The organism is Sporosarcina gallistercoris (assembly GCF_014836415.1).
Classification (GTDB): domain Bacteria; phylum Bacillota; class Bacilli; order Bacillales_A; family Planococcaceae; genus Sporosarcina; species Sporosarcina gallistercoris.
On sequence record NZ_JACSQY010000007.1, the window covers coordinates 105,488 to 119,480 of the forward strand.

Annotated in this window: 17 protein-coding genes and 1 riboswitch; of the genes, 4 read left to right on the top strand and 13 right to left on the bottom strand. The window is 42.4% G+C overall.

Features of this window, described 5'->3' with window-relative positions:
* Positions 1–18: 18 nt before the first annotated feature.
* The 6 genes from H9659_RS10440 to H9659_RS10465 all read right to left on the bottom strand — a co-directional run bounded on the left by H9659_RS10440 (position 19) and on the right by H9659_RS10465 (position 5,773).
* Positions 19–693, bottom strand: coding sequence for a CpsD/CapB family tyrosine-protein kinase (locus tag H9659_RS10440; protein WP_318240718.1), 675 nt, complete (start codon positions 691–693; stop codon positions 19–21).
* Positions 590–1,360, bottom strand: coding sequence for a YveK family protein (locus H9659_RS10445; RefSeq protein WP_191690215.1), 771 nt, complete (start codon positions 1,358–1,360; stop codon positions 590–592). Before H9659_RS10445 ends, H9659_RS10440 begins: the two co-directional genes overlap by 104 nt.
* Positions 1,361–1,377: 17 nt before the next feature.
* Positions 1,378–2,307 (bottom strand): NAD-dependent epimerase/dehydratase family protein, encoded by a 930-nt coding sequence (locus H9659_RS10450; protein ID WP_191690217.1) that lies wholly within the window; start codon positions 2,305–2,307, stop codon positions 1,378–1,380.
* A gap of 385 nt (positions 2,308–2,692) precedes the next feature.
* Positions 2,693–4,927 carry a sensor histidine kinase gene (locus tag H9659_RS10455; protein ID WP_191690219.1) on the bottom strand — a complete coding sequence of 745 codons (2,235 nt, stop codon included), beginning with the start codon at positions 4,925–4,927 and terminating at the stop codon, positions 2,693–2,695.
* Entirely contained in the window at positions 4,927–5,109 is a 183-nt protein-coding gene (locus H9659_RS10460; protein ID WP_191690221.1) for a hypothetical protein, read from the bottom strand. The genes H9659_RS10455 and H9659_RS10460 overlap by 1 nt, the downstream gene beginning before the upstream one ends.
* Positions 5,084–5,773, bottom strand: coding sequence for a response regulator transcription factor (locus H9659_RS10465; RefSeq protein WP_191690223.1), 690 nt, complete (start codon positions 5,771–5,773; stop codon positions 5,084–5,086). Before H9659_RS10465 ends, H9659_RS10460 begins: the two co-directional genes overlap by 26 nt.
* A gap of 144 nt (positions 5,774–5,917) precedes the next feature.
* Between H9659_RS10465 and H9659_RS10470 the strand changes: the two genes are divergently transcribed.
* Positions 5,918–6,091, top strand: a complete 174-nt coding sequence (locus tag H9659_RS10470) for a hypothetical protein (protein ID WP_191690225.1) — start codon at positions 5,918–5,920, stop codon at positions 6,089–6,091.
* A 53-nt stretch (positions 6,092–6,144) separates the two neighbouring features.
* Here H9659_RS10470 and H9659_RS10475 read toward each other — a convergent pair whose 3' ends face one another.
* From H9659_RS10475 to H9659_RS10505, 7 genes are all read right to left on the bottom strand, one after another.
* A complete protein-coding gene (locus tag H9659_RS10475) occupies positions 6,145–6,336 on the bottom strand; it encodes a hypothetical protein (RefSeq protein WP_191690227.1) in 192 nt (63 codons plus the stop codon).
* A gap of 60 nt (positions 6,337–6,396) precedes the next feature.
* The gene (locus H9659_RS10480) at positions 6,397–6,726 is read right to left on the bottom strand and encodes a four-helix bundle copper-binding protein (RefSeq protein ID WP_191690229.1); all 330 of its coding nucleotides are present in this window, start codon (positions 6,724–6,726) and stop codon (positions 6,397–6,399) included.
* 227 nt (positions 6,727–6,953) lie between these two features.
* Positions 6,954–7,193: a KGG domain-containing protein gene (locus tag H9659_RS10485; RefSeq protein ID WP_191690231.1), complete on the bottom strand. Its 240-nt coding sequence runs from the start codon at positions 7,191–7,193 to the stop codon at positions 6,954–6,956.
* A 96-nt stretch (positions 7,194–7,289) separates the two neighbouring features.
* The gene (locus H9659_RS10490; RefSeq protein WP_191690233.1) at positions 7,290–7,574 is read right to left on the bottom strand and encodes a KGG domain-containing protein; all 285 of its coding nucleotides are present in this window, start codon (positions 7,572–7,574) and stop codon (positions 7,290–7,292) included.
* 80 nt (positions 7,575–7,654) lie between these two features.
* Positions 7,655–7,873 carry a KGG domain-containing protein gene (locus H9659_RS10495; protein ID WP_191690236.1) on the bottom strand — a complete coding sequence of 73 codons (219 nt, stop codon included), beginning with the start codon at positions 7,871–7,873 and terminating at the stop codon, positions 7,655–7,657.
* Positions 7,874–8,041: 168 nt separating this feature from the next.
* Entirely contained in the window at positions 8,042–9,379 is a 1,338-nt protein-coding gene (brnQ, locus tag H9659_RS10500; protein ID WP_191690238.1) for a branched-chain amino acid transport system II carrier protein, read from the bottom strand.
* A gap of 118 nt (positions 9,380–9,497) precedes the next feature.
* Positions 9,498–10,874: a sigma-54 interaction domain-containing protein gene (locus tag H9659_RS10505; protein ID WP_191690241.1), complete on the bottom strand. Its 1,377-nt coding sequence runs from the start codon at positions 10,872–10,874 to the stop codon at positions 9,498–9,500.
* Between the two features lie 119 nt (positions 10,875–10,993).
* Positions 10,994–11,038, top strand: a riboswitch (PreQ1 riboswitch).
* 8 nt (positions 11,039–11,046) lie between these two features.
* Here H9659_RS10505 and H9659_RS10510 point away from each other — a divergent pair.
* The 3 genes from H9659_RS10510 (at position 11,047) to H9659_RS10520 (ending at position 13,981) form a co-directional block, all read left to right on the top strand.
* Positions 11,047–11,532, top strand: coding sequence for a QueT transporter family protein (locus H9659_RS10510; protein WP_191690243.1), 486 nt, complete (start codon positions 11,047–11,049; stop codon positions 11,530–11,532).
* A gap of 13 nt (positions 11,533–11,545) precedes the next feature.
* Positions 11,546–11,776: an excisionase family DNA-binding protein gene (locus tag H9659_RS10515; RefSeq protein WP_191690245.1), complete on the top strand. Its 231-nt coding sequence runs from the start codon at positions 11,546–11,548 to the stop codon at positions 11,774–11,776.
* Between the two features lie 705 nt (positions 11,777–12,481).
* Positions 12,482–13,981, top strand: a complete 1,500-nt coding sequence (locus H9659_RS10520; RefSeq protein ID WP_191690248.1) for a BCCT family transporter — start codon at positions 12,482–12,484, stop codon at positions 13,979–13,981.
* The last annotated feature ends 12 nt before the right edge of the window (positions 13,982–13,993 follow it).

Below are 13,993 nucleotides of genomic sequence, written 5' to 3' on the forward strand. Positions count from 1 at the left end.
ATGCTCACCCACACATCTTCAACTTGTTTGATATATTGCTCCTAATAGCTGGGTGTTAGCTCTTTCCAGAATTTTTTTCACTTGCAAAGCATCCCTTTCTTTTGTCTGGTCTTCCTGAATCACCAGAATCACACCACTGCAAACTGTAGAAACTATTTGAGAATCGGCAGCTATCAAAAATGGTGGAGAATCCAGTAGTATGACATCGTAGATACGATGCCATGCGACTAGCAGCTGTTCAATTTTATTTAAACTCTCTAGGTAAAACGGTACTGAGCCGGCAGGAAGAAAATGCAAGTTATCGATGAATACTTTAGAAATTTCACCTTGTTCTCCACTTAATATATTGCTTAATCCTTTGTTGTTTGGAACGTCAAACAGATGATGAATGATAGGTCCTCTGAAATTCATATCTACTAGCAGTACTCTTTTTCCTGCTTCAGCAAACGAACTGGCCAACTTTAAAGAAATCATCGATTGTCTTGGATTACCTTCTGGAGAAGTTACCATTAATATCGACTTTTCGTTCTTCAGTACATGTTGTGTATTCATTTTGATCATCCTGATTTGCTCTGTGCTTATCCATCTTCTAGGAGACTTCAGTTGCTTTATCCACTTGTTTTTTCTTTTCCTTAACAACGAATGACCTCCTTTCATAGTCAGGATCATTAGTGAGATATGCTCCTCTGCCATTCTTTCGAAGTTCTAATTTCACACTGAAATTCCCTAAAAGCGGTATGCCGAGCAACTCTTCTACAATTCCTTCTCTTTTAAAAGAACTATCCAATTGCTCACGGATGACTGCTAGTCCAATACCCGCTAAAACCCCTATGATCAAGGCAATCGCTAGGGCAGCTAGTTCATTATTGGTTTTAATGACATCATCGTTTTTCCCTAGCAGTTTCACCTGATCAAATTGAAGGAGACCATTCATTTTATCGATGGCTATAACTGCTGTAGTATTGGCGATACTTCTGGCTAATTCCTCGTCTTGGTCTTTTACAGTGATGATAATAAGCTGAGAGTCTTTGTTGTTTTTAATCACTAATTTTCCATCAAATGTTTGCCCTTTTAACCCTAGTTCTTCTTTCACTGCATTTAATACAATGGGACTTTTAATGAAATCTACAGAAGACGCCAACATTCGTGGAATCTTTTGAGTTTCTTCATAGGAATTTTCTTGGTTTTTATTTTGCAAATTACCAACAAGGATATATTCACTTGCTTCATATACCGGTTTGAATATATAGAACGTAGCTAGTGCGGTAATGGCAACCAAGACCGCCGCTGTCACACTGATCAGAAGAATTCTTTTTTTAATTAAAAGAAAGAAATCTTTTAGAGTCATCTCTCTTTGCATAAGAGCGTCACCTTCCATCAGCTTTGGATAAGCATTTCTTGCTCACAGTATCTAATCGTCCTATTCAGCCCCTCAGCAAATGAATACACTGGTTCCCAATCAAGTACAGTCTTTGCTTTTGTGTTGGCTAAGCAACTGTACTTAATATCACCTGTCCGCTCCTCATGAAAAACAGGCAATAAGTTCGTTCCGGTGATCTCATTCAATTCATTTATTATGTTCTTCACTGAGGTTTGGTTTTGAGTACTAATGTTAATAATTTCATTGTCTCCATTTGTTAACGCGGCAACATTTGCTTTGGCTACATCTTTTACAAAAATAAAATCTCTCGTCTGATTCCCATCCCCCAGAATAGATAGCGGTTGGTTATTCAAAAACTTATCAATAAAAATTGACACCACTCCTGCCTCTCCATTCGAGTCTTGTCTCATACCGTATACATTGGCATAACGTAAAATGGTGTAAGTTATCCCGTGTAGGCTGGAAAACATTCTTATATATGCTTCAGCATGCTTTTTAGACAATCCATAGAAAGAAATAGGTTGCAGTTGATGATTCTCATCAAGCGGCAAATATCCAGGATTTCCGTATAATGCAGCAGTTGAAGCAAAAATTATTTTCTTCACTTGATATTTCACACATGCCTCAAGTACATTAATCGTCCCGATAATATTTTCTTCACTATCGTTTAATGGCGCCTGTAAAGAACTAGCTACAGAGACTTGAGCAGCTAAATGAATGACACAGTCCGGCTGGAAGTCAGCATAAAACCTCTCTATTTCTTTCTTTCGAATATCTCCCTTATAAAAAACTACTGATTTAGGAACTTGTCTCATTTTCCCTGTTGAAAGGTTATCTACCACTGCAACCTCATGATTGTGTGCAATTAACTCCTCAGTAACATGCGATCCGATAAATCCTGCCCCACCTGTCACCAGTACCTTCATCGCCTTCGCCTCTTCCCCAATAAATAAAAATAGAAAATAGTAAACGTTTAACCGAAAGTAAGTTGTACTTACTTGTGTTCCATTATTATTCCAGCCGACATTTGGTAAGTTCTAACTCATTAAGTTCAATATCATAGGAGAGTACCCACGTATACTTATGAACAACACGAAACATATAAAACTGCTTGTTCTATATGAAAAATACATTTTATTCAAGAAATTATGAAGGAAGGAATTTCATAGATACTGTCGAATCCATATTATGCTTCTCCTCCCTCGTTTATGTTTTGTTTTTGTAAGTATGTTTTCATAGGGAAACGCAAAAATTCCGCAAAAAAAAAAGCACTGCTAAAAGCAGCGCTTAAAATATCCGATACAATTAAAATTAAACCAACAACGGTACACGAACCGTCACTTTAAACAGATCGCCATCTACGTCAATTGCCATCATCCCATCGTGCATATCAACAATCGATTGGGCAATCGCAAGACCGAGACCGGAGCCATCGGTGTGACGCGATGCATCTCCACGCTTGAACCGTTCATACAACTCATCCACATTTTCATTCAACTCGTACGCGGTAATGTTTTTGATGACTAACTCAGCCATTCCGCCAACTTCACGCAACGTAACAAATACACGAGTTCCCGGGAGCGAATACTTCAATGTGTTTCCAATCAGATTATCGAGCATGCGCCACCACCGTTGTCCGTCAAGCACAGCCGGCATCGGTTCTTCCGGTACTGAAACTCTGAAGTCGAGTGGGATTTCAGCCATTTGTTCCATGTGTTCTCCAATCGCCTGTTGTACGAGCTGCGTAAGGTCGACTCGCTGTTTGTATAATTCCATCGTGCCACTCGACATTTTCGATACTTCGAACAAATCTTCGATCAGCGTCTTCAATCGCTGGGATTTCCGATCCAATATATCCACGTATTCCGCCCGTTCATCATTTGACAAATCCGGGTTTTTCAATAAATCCGTGTACGTAATGATCGATGTAAGAGGGGTTCGCAAATCATGGCTCACATTGGTGATCAATTCCGTCTTCAACCGTTCACTCTTCGCCTGGCTGCTCAAGGATTGTGCCACGCCTTCACGTAAATTGTTCAGATTGACGGCGTGTGCAGCTAGAGGGGAACGTCCGATCACTTTGATATCGCTGTTCAACCTTCCCGCTGCCATATCTTCCGTCGCCTTGAAGATTCTATTTAAGTACCCCATGCGCCGCATGTAGATGAACAGGATTGGCATACCTAAAAATAGTACACAAAATGCATAAATCAGAAGGAGCACAGGTTCCATCAGCCCGAATATGAATCCAGCTCCTGCAAGGAAGAAGCCGATAAGCAGAATGAAGGTCTGGATTGCAATTGAGCGGTTCAGGAAGACCTCTTTTGCACTAGCCACGAGCTGCATGGCGTAACTGTTCTGTAAGTCGTTTTCTAATTTGCTCAGTTGCTGATAGCGGGTGATGGCATTTCCGATTTGGAACGCAAGGAAAGCAATGACGATTGCACCCATAGCAAACATGATTACCGCATTCGGAATGCTAAACGAATAGCCTCCGTTTGCCATGGCATTCAGTCTTCCGGATACTTCCCGAGAGAAATTCACAAGACTTAACAATAAGATGAGAAAAATTCCGACCTTCAAATCGATTCGAAACGCATCATAGCGTTTCGTGAATGGAAGATCGACAAACCAAGTCCATTTGAACTTCCAAATCGTGAAGAGCGATATAATCGCTGCAATAGCTGCCAATCCCGATACAATAAGCATGATTTTTATGGATTGGTATGTCTTCGCTTCTTCGTAAAGAACTCCACCCTTTTGGAATACAGACTTAGGTACCGCCACCATACCTTCGTACAATACCGTTGGCTGGACAATCGCTTGTAAATCATCATTGGAAAGCGATACACCTTCCCCTTGCTGTACCGAACTGTCCATATAGTCAGTCGTTTCTTCGTAGTAGTTGGTATCGTTGAATGATGCGTCCATACCAGAAATCTTCAAGTAACCGTTTTCTGTATTGAACTTACGCTCATAACCGATAGCTCCGTTCACTTCCCCACCTTTAATGGCATCTCCACCGCCAACCGGCCAGAGACTATAGACCAGCGGGATTTCCATCATAGCATTGGTGTTTTTATAATTATGGACAAGCCTTCCGAGCTGTCGCTTCTTTTCGCTCAGAACTTTCTTTTCTACATAGCTGTCATCCTCAAAATTCTTCCGGATATCTTCGATTCTCCCGTCGCGTTCGTCCACGAGTGCCTGTTTGACTGTCGCCTTCGCTTCCGCTTCTCGAATCCGGTCTTCGTATTGCATCTGGATGTTATCGATTTGTTCAGCCAAACTGCCGTAATACGTCCGATAGGTTTCTATTTCAGCAGGAGAGACAGTCAGTTTTTTCTCAGCTTCTTCCACGTCAATCGGGTTCAGGACTGTCCGCCCAAGTTCGTCATAAATTTCATTCAGGTGATTTTGAAACTGTTGGGATTGGGGATAGCTTTTAACTATTATCTCAGGTCCTTGGCTCGTTAATGTCACAAGTCCACTCAGTCCAATCGCGACTAACAATGCCCATATGATTATCGGTGTGTAACGTTTCATCACACAGTACCCCCTTTTATAATTTGGATGAAGTACGTTACCGTTCGGGTCGTTCTAGCGATGCCGTCACTTGCAAGATCTGTAATGTGCGGGAAGCAATAGACGATACTTCCGAATCCTAGGACAATGGAAACAATTGACCAAAGCAGCGCGCTATTATTTTTCGATTTTGTAACCAACACCCCACACCACCTTTACATATCTCGGATTTTTCGGATCGGCTTCTATCTTTTCGCGGATTTTACGAATATGGACGGCTACAATATTTTCAGCATTGTACGCTTCTTCATTCCATACACGCTCATAGATTTCGTTGATGGAAAACACTCTTCCCGGGTGTTTCATAAGCAATTCTGTAATTTTGAATTCGGTTGGCGTCAATTTGACCGGCGCTCCATCGAGAGTGACCGTTTTTGCTTCTTCATCCAGCACCAGTCCGTCAATTTCAAGCGTTTTATCGCCGTCATACGTACCGAGCTGAACGTAACGACGCAATTGTGATTTCACACGCGCCATCAGCTCCATCGGTTGGAAAGGTTTAGAAACGTAATCATCCGCCCCAACGGAAAGTCCATGGATTTTATCCGACTCTTCTACTTTCGCACTAAGCATGATAATTGGGACGTTTTGCGCTTCCCGAATTTTGAACGTCGCTGTGATCCCGTCCATATTAGGCATCATGATGTCGAGAATGAGTAAGTGAACTTCTTCTGTTTTGAGTAAATCCAGCGCTTCCTGCCCATCCGCTGCTTTTAACACACGATATCCTTCATTTTTCAAATAGATCTCTATGCCGTCACGGATTTCTTTGTCGTCATCCGCCACCAAAATCGTCATCGCCGCCATAACCGCACCTCTTTCTTGCTCGATAGTTTTATTGTAACAGGGACTTCTTAACATTTGAGAAGGGAAAGTATGAAGAAATTCTTAAGAAGCGTTCGGGGATGATTCTTTCAAGGATGCACATACTTCTCAATGGAGGTGAATTCAATGACAAATGAGGAAAAAAGGAAGCAGAAAGCGAAGCAGCTAGGCCGTGAAGAATTCGGTTACGGAATGGATTTGAGTCCTGATGATTTTGATGTGATCGGACAGAATGATGCAGCGAAGAAAAAGAAAAAAGCTGCTGAACAAGGTATGGAGAAGAAGAAATCGAAACGTTAATCAGTAGAATGCCCCCGTTTTGTATGTCTGAACGGGGGCATTCTTTCTAAAGGCTATTTACTTTTTACCTCCACATAGTAATCCGGTTCAATTCGAATATCCATTTCGATTGAATCCGGCGCGGTATGGTTCATAACATCTGTTGGGATCAGCTTGCCAGATAGGATGGTCTCCCCGCGCTCCACCTTCTTCGACGAAGCAATCGTTGGATATTCTGTAATTGCAACAGCAAAAAGCATACCCATGCGAAGAGGTATGCTTAATTGTAAAATTCATTTTTTGTGTTCAGGAAATGTGGGAATGAGTCACGCGAGCATCTTACGGCAAGCATCAGCACATTTCTTACATGCTTCTGCACAACGTTGACAATGATCATGATCGTGTTTGCCGCACTCTTCTGCACAATGGTCACAGATATAAGCACACAACTGACAAATTTCTTTCGCAAATGGGCTGTTGCGGGTCATCGCCTGAACTGCGTATGCACAAATATCTGCGCATTCCCGGTCCAACCGTATGCATTCCGCCATCATTTTTACATCAGCTTCTTTTAAGCAGGCGTCAAAGCAATTGTTACACGCCTCCAGACATTCCATGCACGCTTTTAAACATTCCTCATATTGCTGAGGGGTCATTCGAATTCCTCCTTCAATGATTTGGCTACCAGTGATGAACTTACTGGTAGTCTAATAAGGTTCGCCAACCGGCTAGACGTTCTTACATTTACTGTTCCCCTGCCTAACTTGATAAAACTTAATTTTTCATATTAAGATAATTTCTTGCGAATTGTACGATATTCACTCACAATACAAAAAAGCGGCTTGGAGAAACTCCTCCAAACCACTTTTTCCATAGCGTTCAATTAATTCTTGTTGTTGCTCTTACTACTTGCTTCTCCGCCTTTACGGCCGGCTTCGGACTTACTCATTTTACCTGAGTCCGAGTCATTGTTGTTAGCCCGTGCTTCTCCACCTTTTTGACCGATTTCTTCGTAGAACTCTTTATCATGCGTTTTAGCGGTTTTCTCGCCGCCCATTCTTCCTGCTTCTTCGTGGGACATTTTATTGTTGTTATTCGTATTGTTATTATTGTTAGTAGCCATGTGTAACTCCTCCTAATAATAGTATTTTCATTGTCTATTTGTCATATCCAAAGTCTCTACCAAATTAGTCAAGTTTCAATCAGCTTTCACGTTCTATCAGTTTTTATTGTTTCTTTGCTCGGCGCGTGCTTCTCCGCCTTTACGCCCTGCTTCGGATTTACTCATCTTGTCTGTGCCGGAATTGTTCTGATTGGCACGAGCTTCTCCACCCTTTTGCCCAATCTCTTCATAGAATTCTTTACCGTGACTTTTGGATGTCGCTTCCCCACCCTTTTTACCGATTTCCTGGTAGAACTTGTCGTCGTGATTTTTAGACGTTTGCTCGCCGCCCATCCGACCAGCTTCTTCGCGAGACATCTTACCATTGCTATCAGTAGCCATGTGTAATTCCTCCTAAATATTTGTTTATTTGGTGCACACTGGTTATATGCCCGAATATTCTCCTTTAAAACATTAGATTTTTATTCTTTTATATTTTTTCGATGTTCGGCACGTGCTGCTCCGCCTTTTTGGCCGATTTCTTCATAAAATTCTTTTCCGTGATTTTGCGAAGTCGCTTCCCCTCCTTTTTTTCCGATTTCTTGATAGAATTCTTTATCGTGCTTCTTTGCCGTCGCTTTTCCACCCATGCGTCCCGCTTCTGCTCTGGACATTTTTTCATTGTTATGTTGGTTTGTCATCTTCAGTCCTCCTCTCAAAATAATTCTGTTTATAGGTACTCAATATATTCCCAGTTCTATTCAGAACAAACTTGATTGCATAAGTAAAACCGCACTGTGTCGTTCCAACAGTGCGGTTTTCATTTATTATTTTTTTATAATGCGAGGAGCAAAAGACGCATGTATGGATCAGTTGCCTTTTTCCGGAGTAGTATCGTCCAGAATAACTTTCGTTGCAGGGCGTTTTTCGGATTCAAAGAAACGATCTAATACATAGCCTACCGTCCCGCCTACAACTGCAGGGACCAACCATGCAAATCCGCTAGTGCCTAGTGGTAAATATCCTAGCGCCGTGTGAATGAACGTATTCCAAATCCCGAATCCAGCAAGTGTCTCGAGAGCACTGACGATAAATGTCATAAGAATCGCACCTCTATAAATTCCAGCCCTTGAAATGAATTTATGGAAAACACCTAGCATGACAAGAACGATGGCGATTGGATACAGCAATGTGAAAATCCACATCGTATAATCCACGATTTTACCTACGCCCATTGTGGCTATAGAAGCCGAAATGACACAAATAATCGCTACCCAAGCAGTATAAGCAATACGTTCTCGAGCTAACTTCGTCAAAAACTCCGCAATGACTGCGACGACTCCGATTGTCGATGTAAGACATGCCAGCGCAATGACAACAGCTAGCGCTACTGCCCCACCCCCTCCAAGCAGACGGCTGATCAGCTCTTTCACTAACATCGTGCTTTCAATCTCAGCCGGGAATAGCGATGTGGCACCAGCACTAATATAAAGTAGACCACCGTATACTATGAGTAAACCCGCGCCTGCAATGACGATGGATTTTAGTGCAATACTCTTGGCTTCTTTCCCTTTATAGCCATAGTGCCGGATTGCCAATATGAAAATCGGGGCACATAAGATTCCTGTAATGACATCCCCCGTCTGATAGGCATTGACAAATGCTTTGGAAAACGCTTGCGTAATTCCTGTATCCGTAGGCGTACCAAGTGGAGAGAAAATTCCTTTTCCGACAATGAATAAAAGAAGAGCTACCATAACGGGTGTCAAATAACGTCCAATTCGATCAATAACATTCGTCTCATCCTTCGCAAAGAAGAATGTAATCACAAAGAATGCGATGATTGTCACAATCGACGGAACACCAGGGAATAGCGCTCCAACTCCTAGTTCGTGAGTCGTTGCTGCCATTCTCGGAATGGTTACAAACACTCCAATCCCAACCATCAGCAGCAAATTGAATACCGCATAAAACCAAGGACTGATTGGATTCGTCAAATTTTCAAACTTTCCATCCGCTTGCAAAATGGCGAAGACCGCGAGTAATGGAAGCACAATACCTGTTATTGAGAATCCAAGCAAGGATGATATCCACGCTGATCCACTTTCGAGTCCAATGGAAGGCGGAAAGATTAGATTTCCTGCACCAAAGTATAAAGCAAATAGCGCAAATCCTAAAATAAATGTATGGGAAACTCGACGACTCATCTACAACACTCCCTTGTAATCGCTTCCAATTTATAGTTTAAATATTTGTTATAATCATTATAAACAGTTTGCTGCAAACAAAAAAAGAGGGGAAAATTTTCCCCTCCCTCGTAAAAAATCATATGCGAAGTCCGTATTTGTCCAGTTTGTATTTCAACGATTGTTTTGAAACACCAAGTTGTCTTGCTGTTTCTGCGAGAACACCACTTGCTTTTTTATATTCATTTTCAATAAGGCTACGTTCAAATTCGTCTATCGCATCACGTAAATTTCCTGTGCGCATGGATTGTTCGGATGTTTCTGAAAGCTCTGTGTGGCGATTTCCTATAAGCGGAACGTCTTCCGCTGTAATCATCGCACCACTGACATGATGGAAAGCAGCTTCAATTACATTGCGAAGTTCCCGGATATTCCCTGGCCACTCATATGTCATAAAGCGTTCTTTCAGCCCGATTTCCACGTCCAATACATGCATGTCCATCCGCTTGTTGTAAAAATGGATGAAGTAATCGACGAACGGTTGAATATCCTCACGGCGATCCTTCAACTCAGGTAATTTCACTTGTAAAACTGCCAGTCGGTAATAAAAGTCTTCACGCAGCTGCTGATTTCGGATCAATTCTTCAGGATCTTCATTCATCGCTGAAATGATCCGTAAATTGACTGGAATTTCTTCTGTCCCTCCGACACGGCGTATCCTCTTGTCTCCGATTGCTTTCAATAAGCGTGCTTGCATCTCTTGCGGCAGTACATTGACTTCATCTAAAAACAGCGTTCCTCCATGTGCTTTTTCAAAAATCCCAGGGATGGACACAGACCCTGTGACGTCCTGGCTTTCTATTCCAAACAGCACGCGGTCCACCGCTTCTCCTGCGAGTCCTCCGCAATCTAGCGCTACAAAAGGCTTGGCGAAACGATTACTTAGATTGTGTATGCTTTGAGCAATTACATTTTTCCCTGTTCCCGTTTTCCCATAAAGTAAAATACTCGTATCACTTTTTGCTAATCGCGGCAATCTCTCTTTTAAGGCAGTCATGATCGGGCTTGTCGCAATCACGTCATCGATTGTGTATTGTGTCCCGTTTTTTCTATAAATAGGATGTCCCGCATAAGCCTCAACATGCTCAAGATCATCTTTATCGAAATAATGGGTAGAAAATTCAATCGCTCCAATTACTTTCCCACCATCCTCGATAGGATATGTGGAACTCTTACAAGTATATGCGCTTCCCGTTTTCGTAATAAGACGTTGCTCAATGTTCGTCATGGCTTGTCCTGTTCGAAGTACTGTCATAACAGTACTATTCGTCGCATCCAGATTTGTGTAAAAACTCAGTATATTTCGCCCGATGAAATCTTCAGGGCGATGTCCGAGCTTCACGAGAATCGATAAATCTGCAATGTCATAGTAAAGGGTCTCTCCTAAATCGTTCACGACCAGCACATTGTCGTAGCCTGACAGTAAATCCAACTGTCCTCCACCTATATGAGTCATACAGCTCCTCCTGTTCCTAAAGCTGTTTTCTTGTAAGTGTACCCGACAATGCACTCGCTAACAATCTCTTTTGCTCACTGTACGAACTCCTTATTAAATGCTAAACTGAGAAGCGTTCAAATTACGTGGTTCGAGACCCTCCCACGAAAAAAAACTAAGGAGCATGTCAGCAATGAAAACTAGAACACTCGCAATAAACGGCATCATCGGCGCACTTTACGTCGCAGTCATGATTGTCATCGCACCATTCGGCTTTACCAACATTCAGTTCCGTCTAGCCGAAATTTTTAACCACCTGGTCGTCTTCAACAAGAAATACTTTGCAGGCATCGTCATCGGTGTCTTTGTATCGAACTTACTACTCTCGGAAGTCGGCCCTATCGATCTTCTGTTCGGTGTCGGCCACACGATTCTCTCATTAAGCATTACCATTTTCCTTATAAAGAACATCTCGAGCCCTGTGAAACGGATGCTGGTCAATACAGCCGTATTTACGACAACGATGTGCATCATCTCTTGGCAGTTGTATCTAGTATTAGGCTTGCCGTTCTGGGCTACGTGGGGATTCCTTGCCATCAGTGAATGTATCGTCATGGCGATTGGAATTCCACTGATGCATACATTGAACAAACGGATATCACTCTCAAAATTGATTTGACGGAGGTTGAAGTATGTATCTGACAATTGAAGAGACTGCTGTCAAACTCGGAATGCCTGTTGAACAAGTACGTCAATATGTGTTGGACAAGCGAATTCGTTCCGTACACGATGGCACGCAGTTTTTGATAAACGAGGAGCAATTCGGTCTCTACTTTGAGCAATTAGAGCAGCTCAAGCAACAAATCGACGAGTGGCGCAACGAGCCGATACCACCCGATCGTGATATTAAAGACGAAGACTAAAAAAGTGCGAGGTAATCAGAAATACTGATTGCCTCGCATTTTCGTTTTCATCAGGTTAAGGTGAAAAGCCTTTTTTAGTCGCTTACGAAGTTCAAGAGCTCCCTGGAGGTTTATGAGCACTTTTCGCCATTTATGAGCATTCCTCCATGTTTATGAGCACTTTCACTGATTTATGAGCATTCCTCCACGTTTACGAGCACTTTTACTGATATATGAGCGTTCCTTCACGTTTATGAGCACTTTCACTGATTTATGAGCGTTCCTTCACGTTTATGAGCACTTTCACTGATTTATGAGCGTTCCTTCACGTTTATGAACACTTTCACTGATTTATGAGCGTTCCTTCACGTTTATGAGCACTTTTACCGATTTATGAGCATTCCTCCATGTTTATGAGCACTTTTACCGATTTATGAGCGTTCCTTCACGTTTATGAGCACTTTCACTGATTTATGAGCATTCCTCCATGTTTATGAGCACTTTTCATGATTTATGAGCATTCCCGTAAGTTGTTGCACCTCGCAGAAACATTAGTTATAGGATTGCCCGTTTTTTGGTTTACCTTCATCGAATACCGTGAATAATAGAAACAGTTCATAAGCTTAGAAACCTACAGTGGCGTGCTGGCGGTACGGTTGCACTTCTTCAAAATCAATAGTATAGTGGTAAACTGCTTGTGAAAACTATCTTCGCTAAGGGGGAACTATGAGAAAAATATCAAATGTTTTTTATATAACGATTGGTCTGATCGTGTTGGCCGTCGGCTACGGAGTTATTGATCCAGAACGTTTTGAAGCGGGAACTGGCATCGTCAAAAACTTTGTATCCACTGCGTTCGGTTGGTACTACATGTTATTAATGACACTACTATTCGGCGTCAGTCTCTACTTGATTTTCAGCCCATATGGAAAAATCCGGCTGGGGAAAGACACGGATCGCCCGCAATTCTCCACAATTACCTGGATTGCCATGCTGTTTTCTGCTGGAATGGGGATCGGACTCGTCTTTTATGGCGCTGCTGAACCACTTTCACATTTCGCCATTGACCCTGCAACTGCAGAGGCTGGAACGAATGCAGCTTTCAAAGAATCCATGCGTCAAACTTTCCTCCACTACGGACTACACGTCTGGGCACTCTATGGAATTGTTGCGCTCTGCTTAGCATATTTCCAATTCCGTAAAGGGGAACCAGGATTAATTTCAGCAACACTGAAGCCGATATTTGGCGATAAAATGAAAGGATTCTGGGGGACAATCATCGATGTTCTCGCAGTCTTTGCAACGTCATTCGGCGTCGCCACATCTCTCGGCTTTGGCGCTGTTCAAATTAATGCCGGCCTGAACTTTCTGTTCGGGTTTGAAATCGGCATACGGTCCCAATTCATTATCATTTCAGTCGTTACCGTTTTGTTCATCATGTCTGCGTGGTCAGGACTAAGTAAAGGAATACGCTATTTGTCCAATACGAACCTTGTACTAGCCCTCGCATTACTTGGGTTCATGCTTATTTTAGGACCTACTTTGCTCATCATGAACATCTTTACAGATTCAATCGGAGGTTATATCTCCCACTTCATCGACCTGAGTTTGAGTACTGCGCCGTTAAATGCAGGAAATCGGGAATGGCTCGATACTTGGACGATTTTCTACTGGGCTTGGTGGATCTCTTGGGCACCTTTCGTCAGTATGTTCATTGCTCGTGTTTCAAAAGGGCGCACGATTCGTGAATTCATGGTAGGGGTTTTACTAGCTCCGAGTATTCTCAGTTTCGTCTGGTTCTCCGCATTCGGGACAACTGCGATTGAAATACAGAAATCCGGCGCTTCAGATCTTGCATCTGTTGACACTTCACTTGTGGTTTTCCAGATGTTTAGCCAGCTTCCATGGGCGACGATTACTTCCGCATTTGCGATTTTACTCATCGCCTCCTTCTTCATCACATCTGCCGATTCGGCGACCTTTGTACTTGGAATGCAGTCTACTTATGGCTCGTTAACCCCGCCTAACAGTGTGAAAATAGTATGGGGGTTCATACAATCCGGAATTGCGGTTATCTTACTCTCTGTAGGCGGTCTATCCGCCTTGCAGAACACGATAATTATCGCGGCCTTGCCGTTTTCGTTCATCATCTTATTTATGGTCGTTTCACTCTTCAAAGAACTGAAAAAGGAAGTTAAAACGAACAAGCATATGAAACATAAATAAGCAAAACACCCG

Excerpts from the sequence above, each read along its gene's own strand:
- H9659_RS10470 (WP_191690225.1), top strand. The coding sequence starts at position 5,918 with ATGACAAATGAGGAAAAAAGGAAGCAGAAAGCGAAGCAGCTAGGCCGT.
- H9659_RS10450 (WP_191690217.1), bottom strand. The coding sequence starts at position 2,307 with ATGAAGGTACTGGTGACAGGTGGGGCAGGATTTATCGGATCGCATGTT.
- H9659_RS10515 (WP_191690245.1), top strand. The coding sequence starts at position 11,546 with ATGTATCTGACAATTGAAGAGACTGCTGTCAAACTCGGAATGCCTGTT.
- H9659_RS10505 (WP_191690241.1), bottom strand. The coding sequence starts at position 10,874 with ATGACTCATATAGGTGGAGGACAGTTGGATTTACTGTCAGGCTACGAC.
- H9659_RS10520 (WP_191690248.1), top strand. The coding sequence starts at position 12,482 with ATGAGAAAAATATCAAATGTTTTTTATATAACGATTGGTCTGATCGTG.
- H9659_RS10485 (WP_191690231.1), bottom strand. The coding sequence starts at position 7,193 with ATGGCTACTAACAATAATAACAATACGAATAACAACAATAAAATGTCC.
- brnQ (WP_191690238.1), bottom strand. The coding sequence starts at position 9,379 with ATGAGTCGTCGAGTTTCCCATACATTTATTTTAGGATTTGCGCTATTT.
- H9659_RS10475 (WP_191690227.1), bottom strand. The coding sequence starts at position 6,336 with ATGGGTATGCTTTTTGCTGTTGCAATTACAGAATATCCAACGATTGCT.
- H9659_RS10455 (WP_191690219.1), bottom strand. The coding sequence starts at position 4,927 with ATGAAACGTTACACACCGATAATCATATGGGCATTGTTAGTCGCGATT.
- H9659_RS10480 (WP_191690229.1), bottom strand. The coding sequence starts at position 6,726 with ATGACCCCTCAGCAATATGAGGAATGTTTAAAAGCGTGCATGGAATGT.
- H9659_RS10445 (WP_191690215.1), bottom strand. The coding sequence starts at position 1,360 with ATGCAAAGAGAGATGACTCTAAAAGATTTCTTTCTTTTAATTAAAAAA.
- H9659_RS10465 (WP_191690223.1), bottom strand. The coding sequence starts at position 5,773 with ATGGCGGCGATGACGATTTTGGTGGCGGATGACGACAAAGAAATCCGT.
- H9659_RS10440 (WP_318240718.1), bottom strand. The coding sequence starts at position 693 with ATGGCAGAGGAGCATATCTCACTAATGATCCTGACTATGAAAGGAGGT.
- H9659_RS10510 (WP_191690243.1), top strand. The coding sequence starts at position 11,047 with ATGAAAACTAGAACACTCGCAATAAACGGCATCATCGGCGCACTTTAC.
- H9659_RS10490 (WP_191690233.1), bottom strand. The coding sequence starts at position 7,574 with ATGGCTACTGATAGCAATGGTAAGATGTCTCGCGAAGAAGCTGGTCGG.
- H9659_RS10495 (WP_191690236.1), bottom strand. The coding sequence starts at position 7,873 with ATGACAAACCAACATAACAATGAAAAAATGTCCAGAGCAGAAGCGGGA.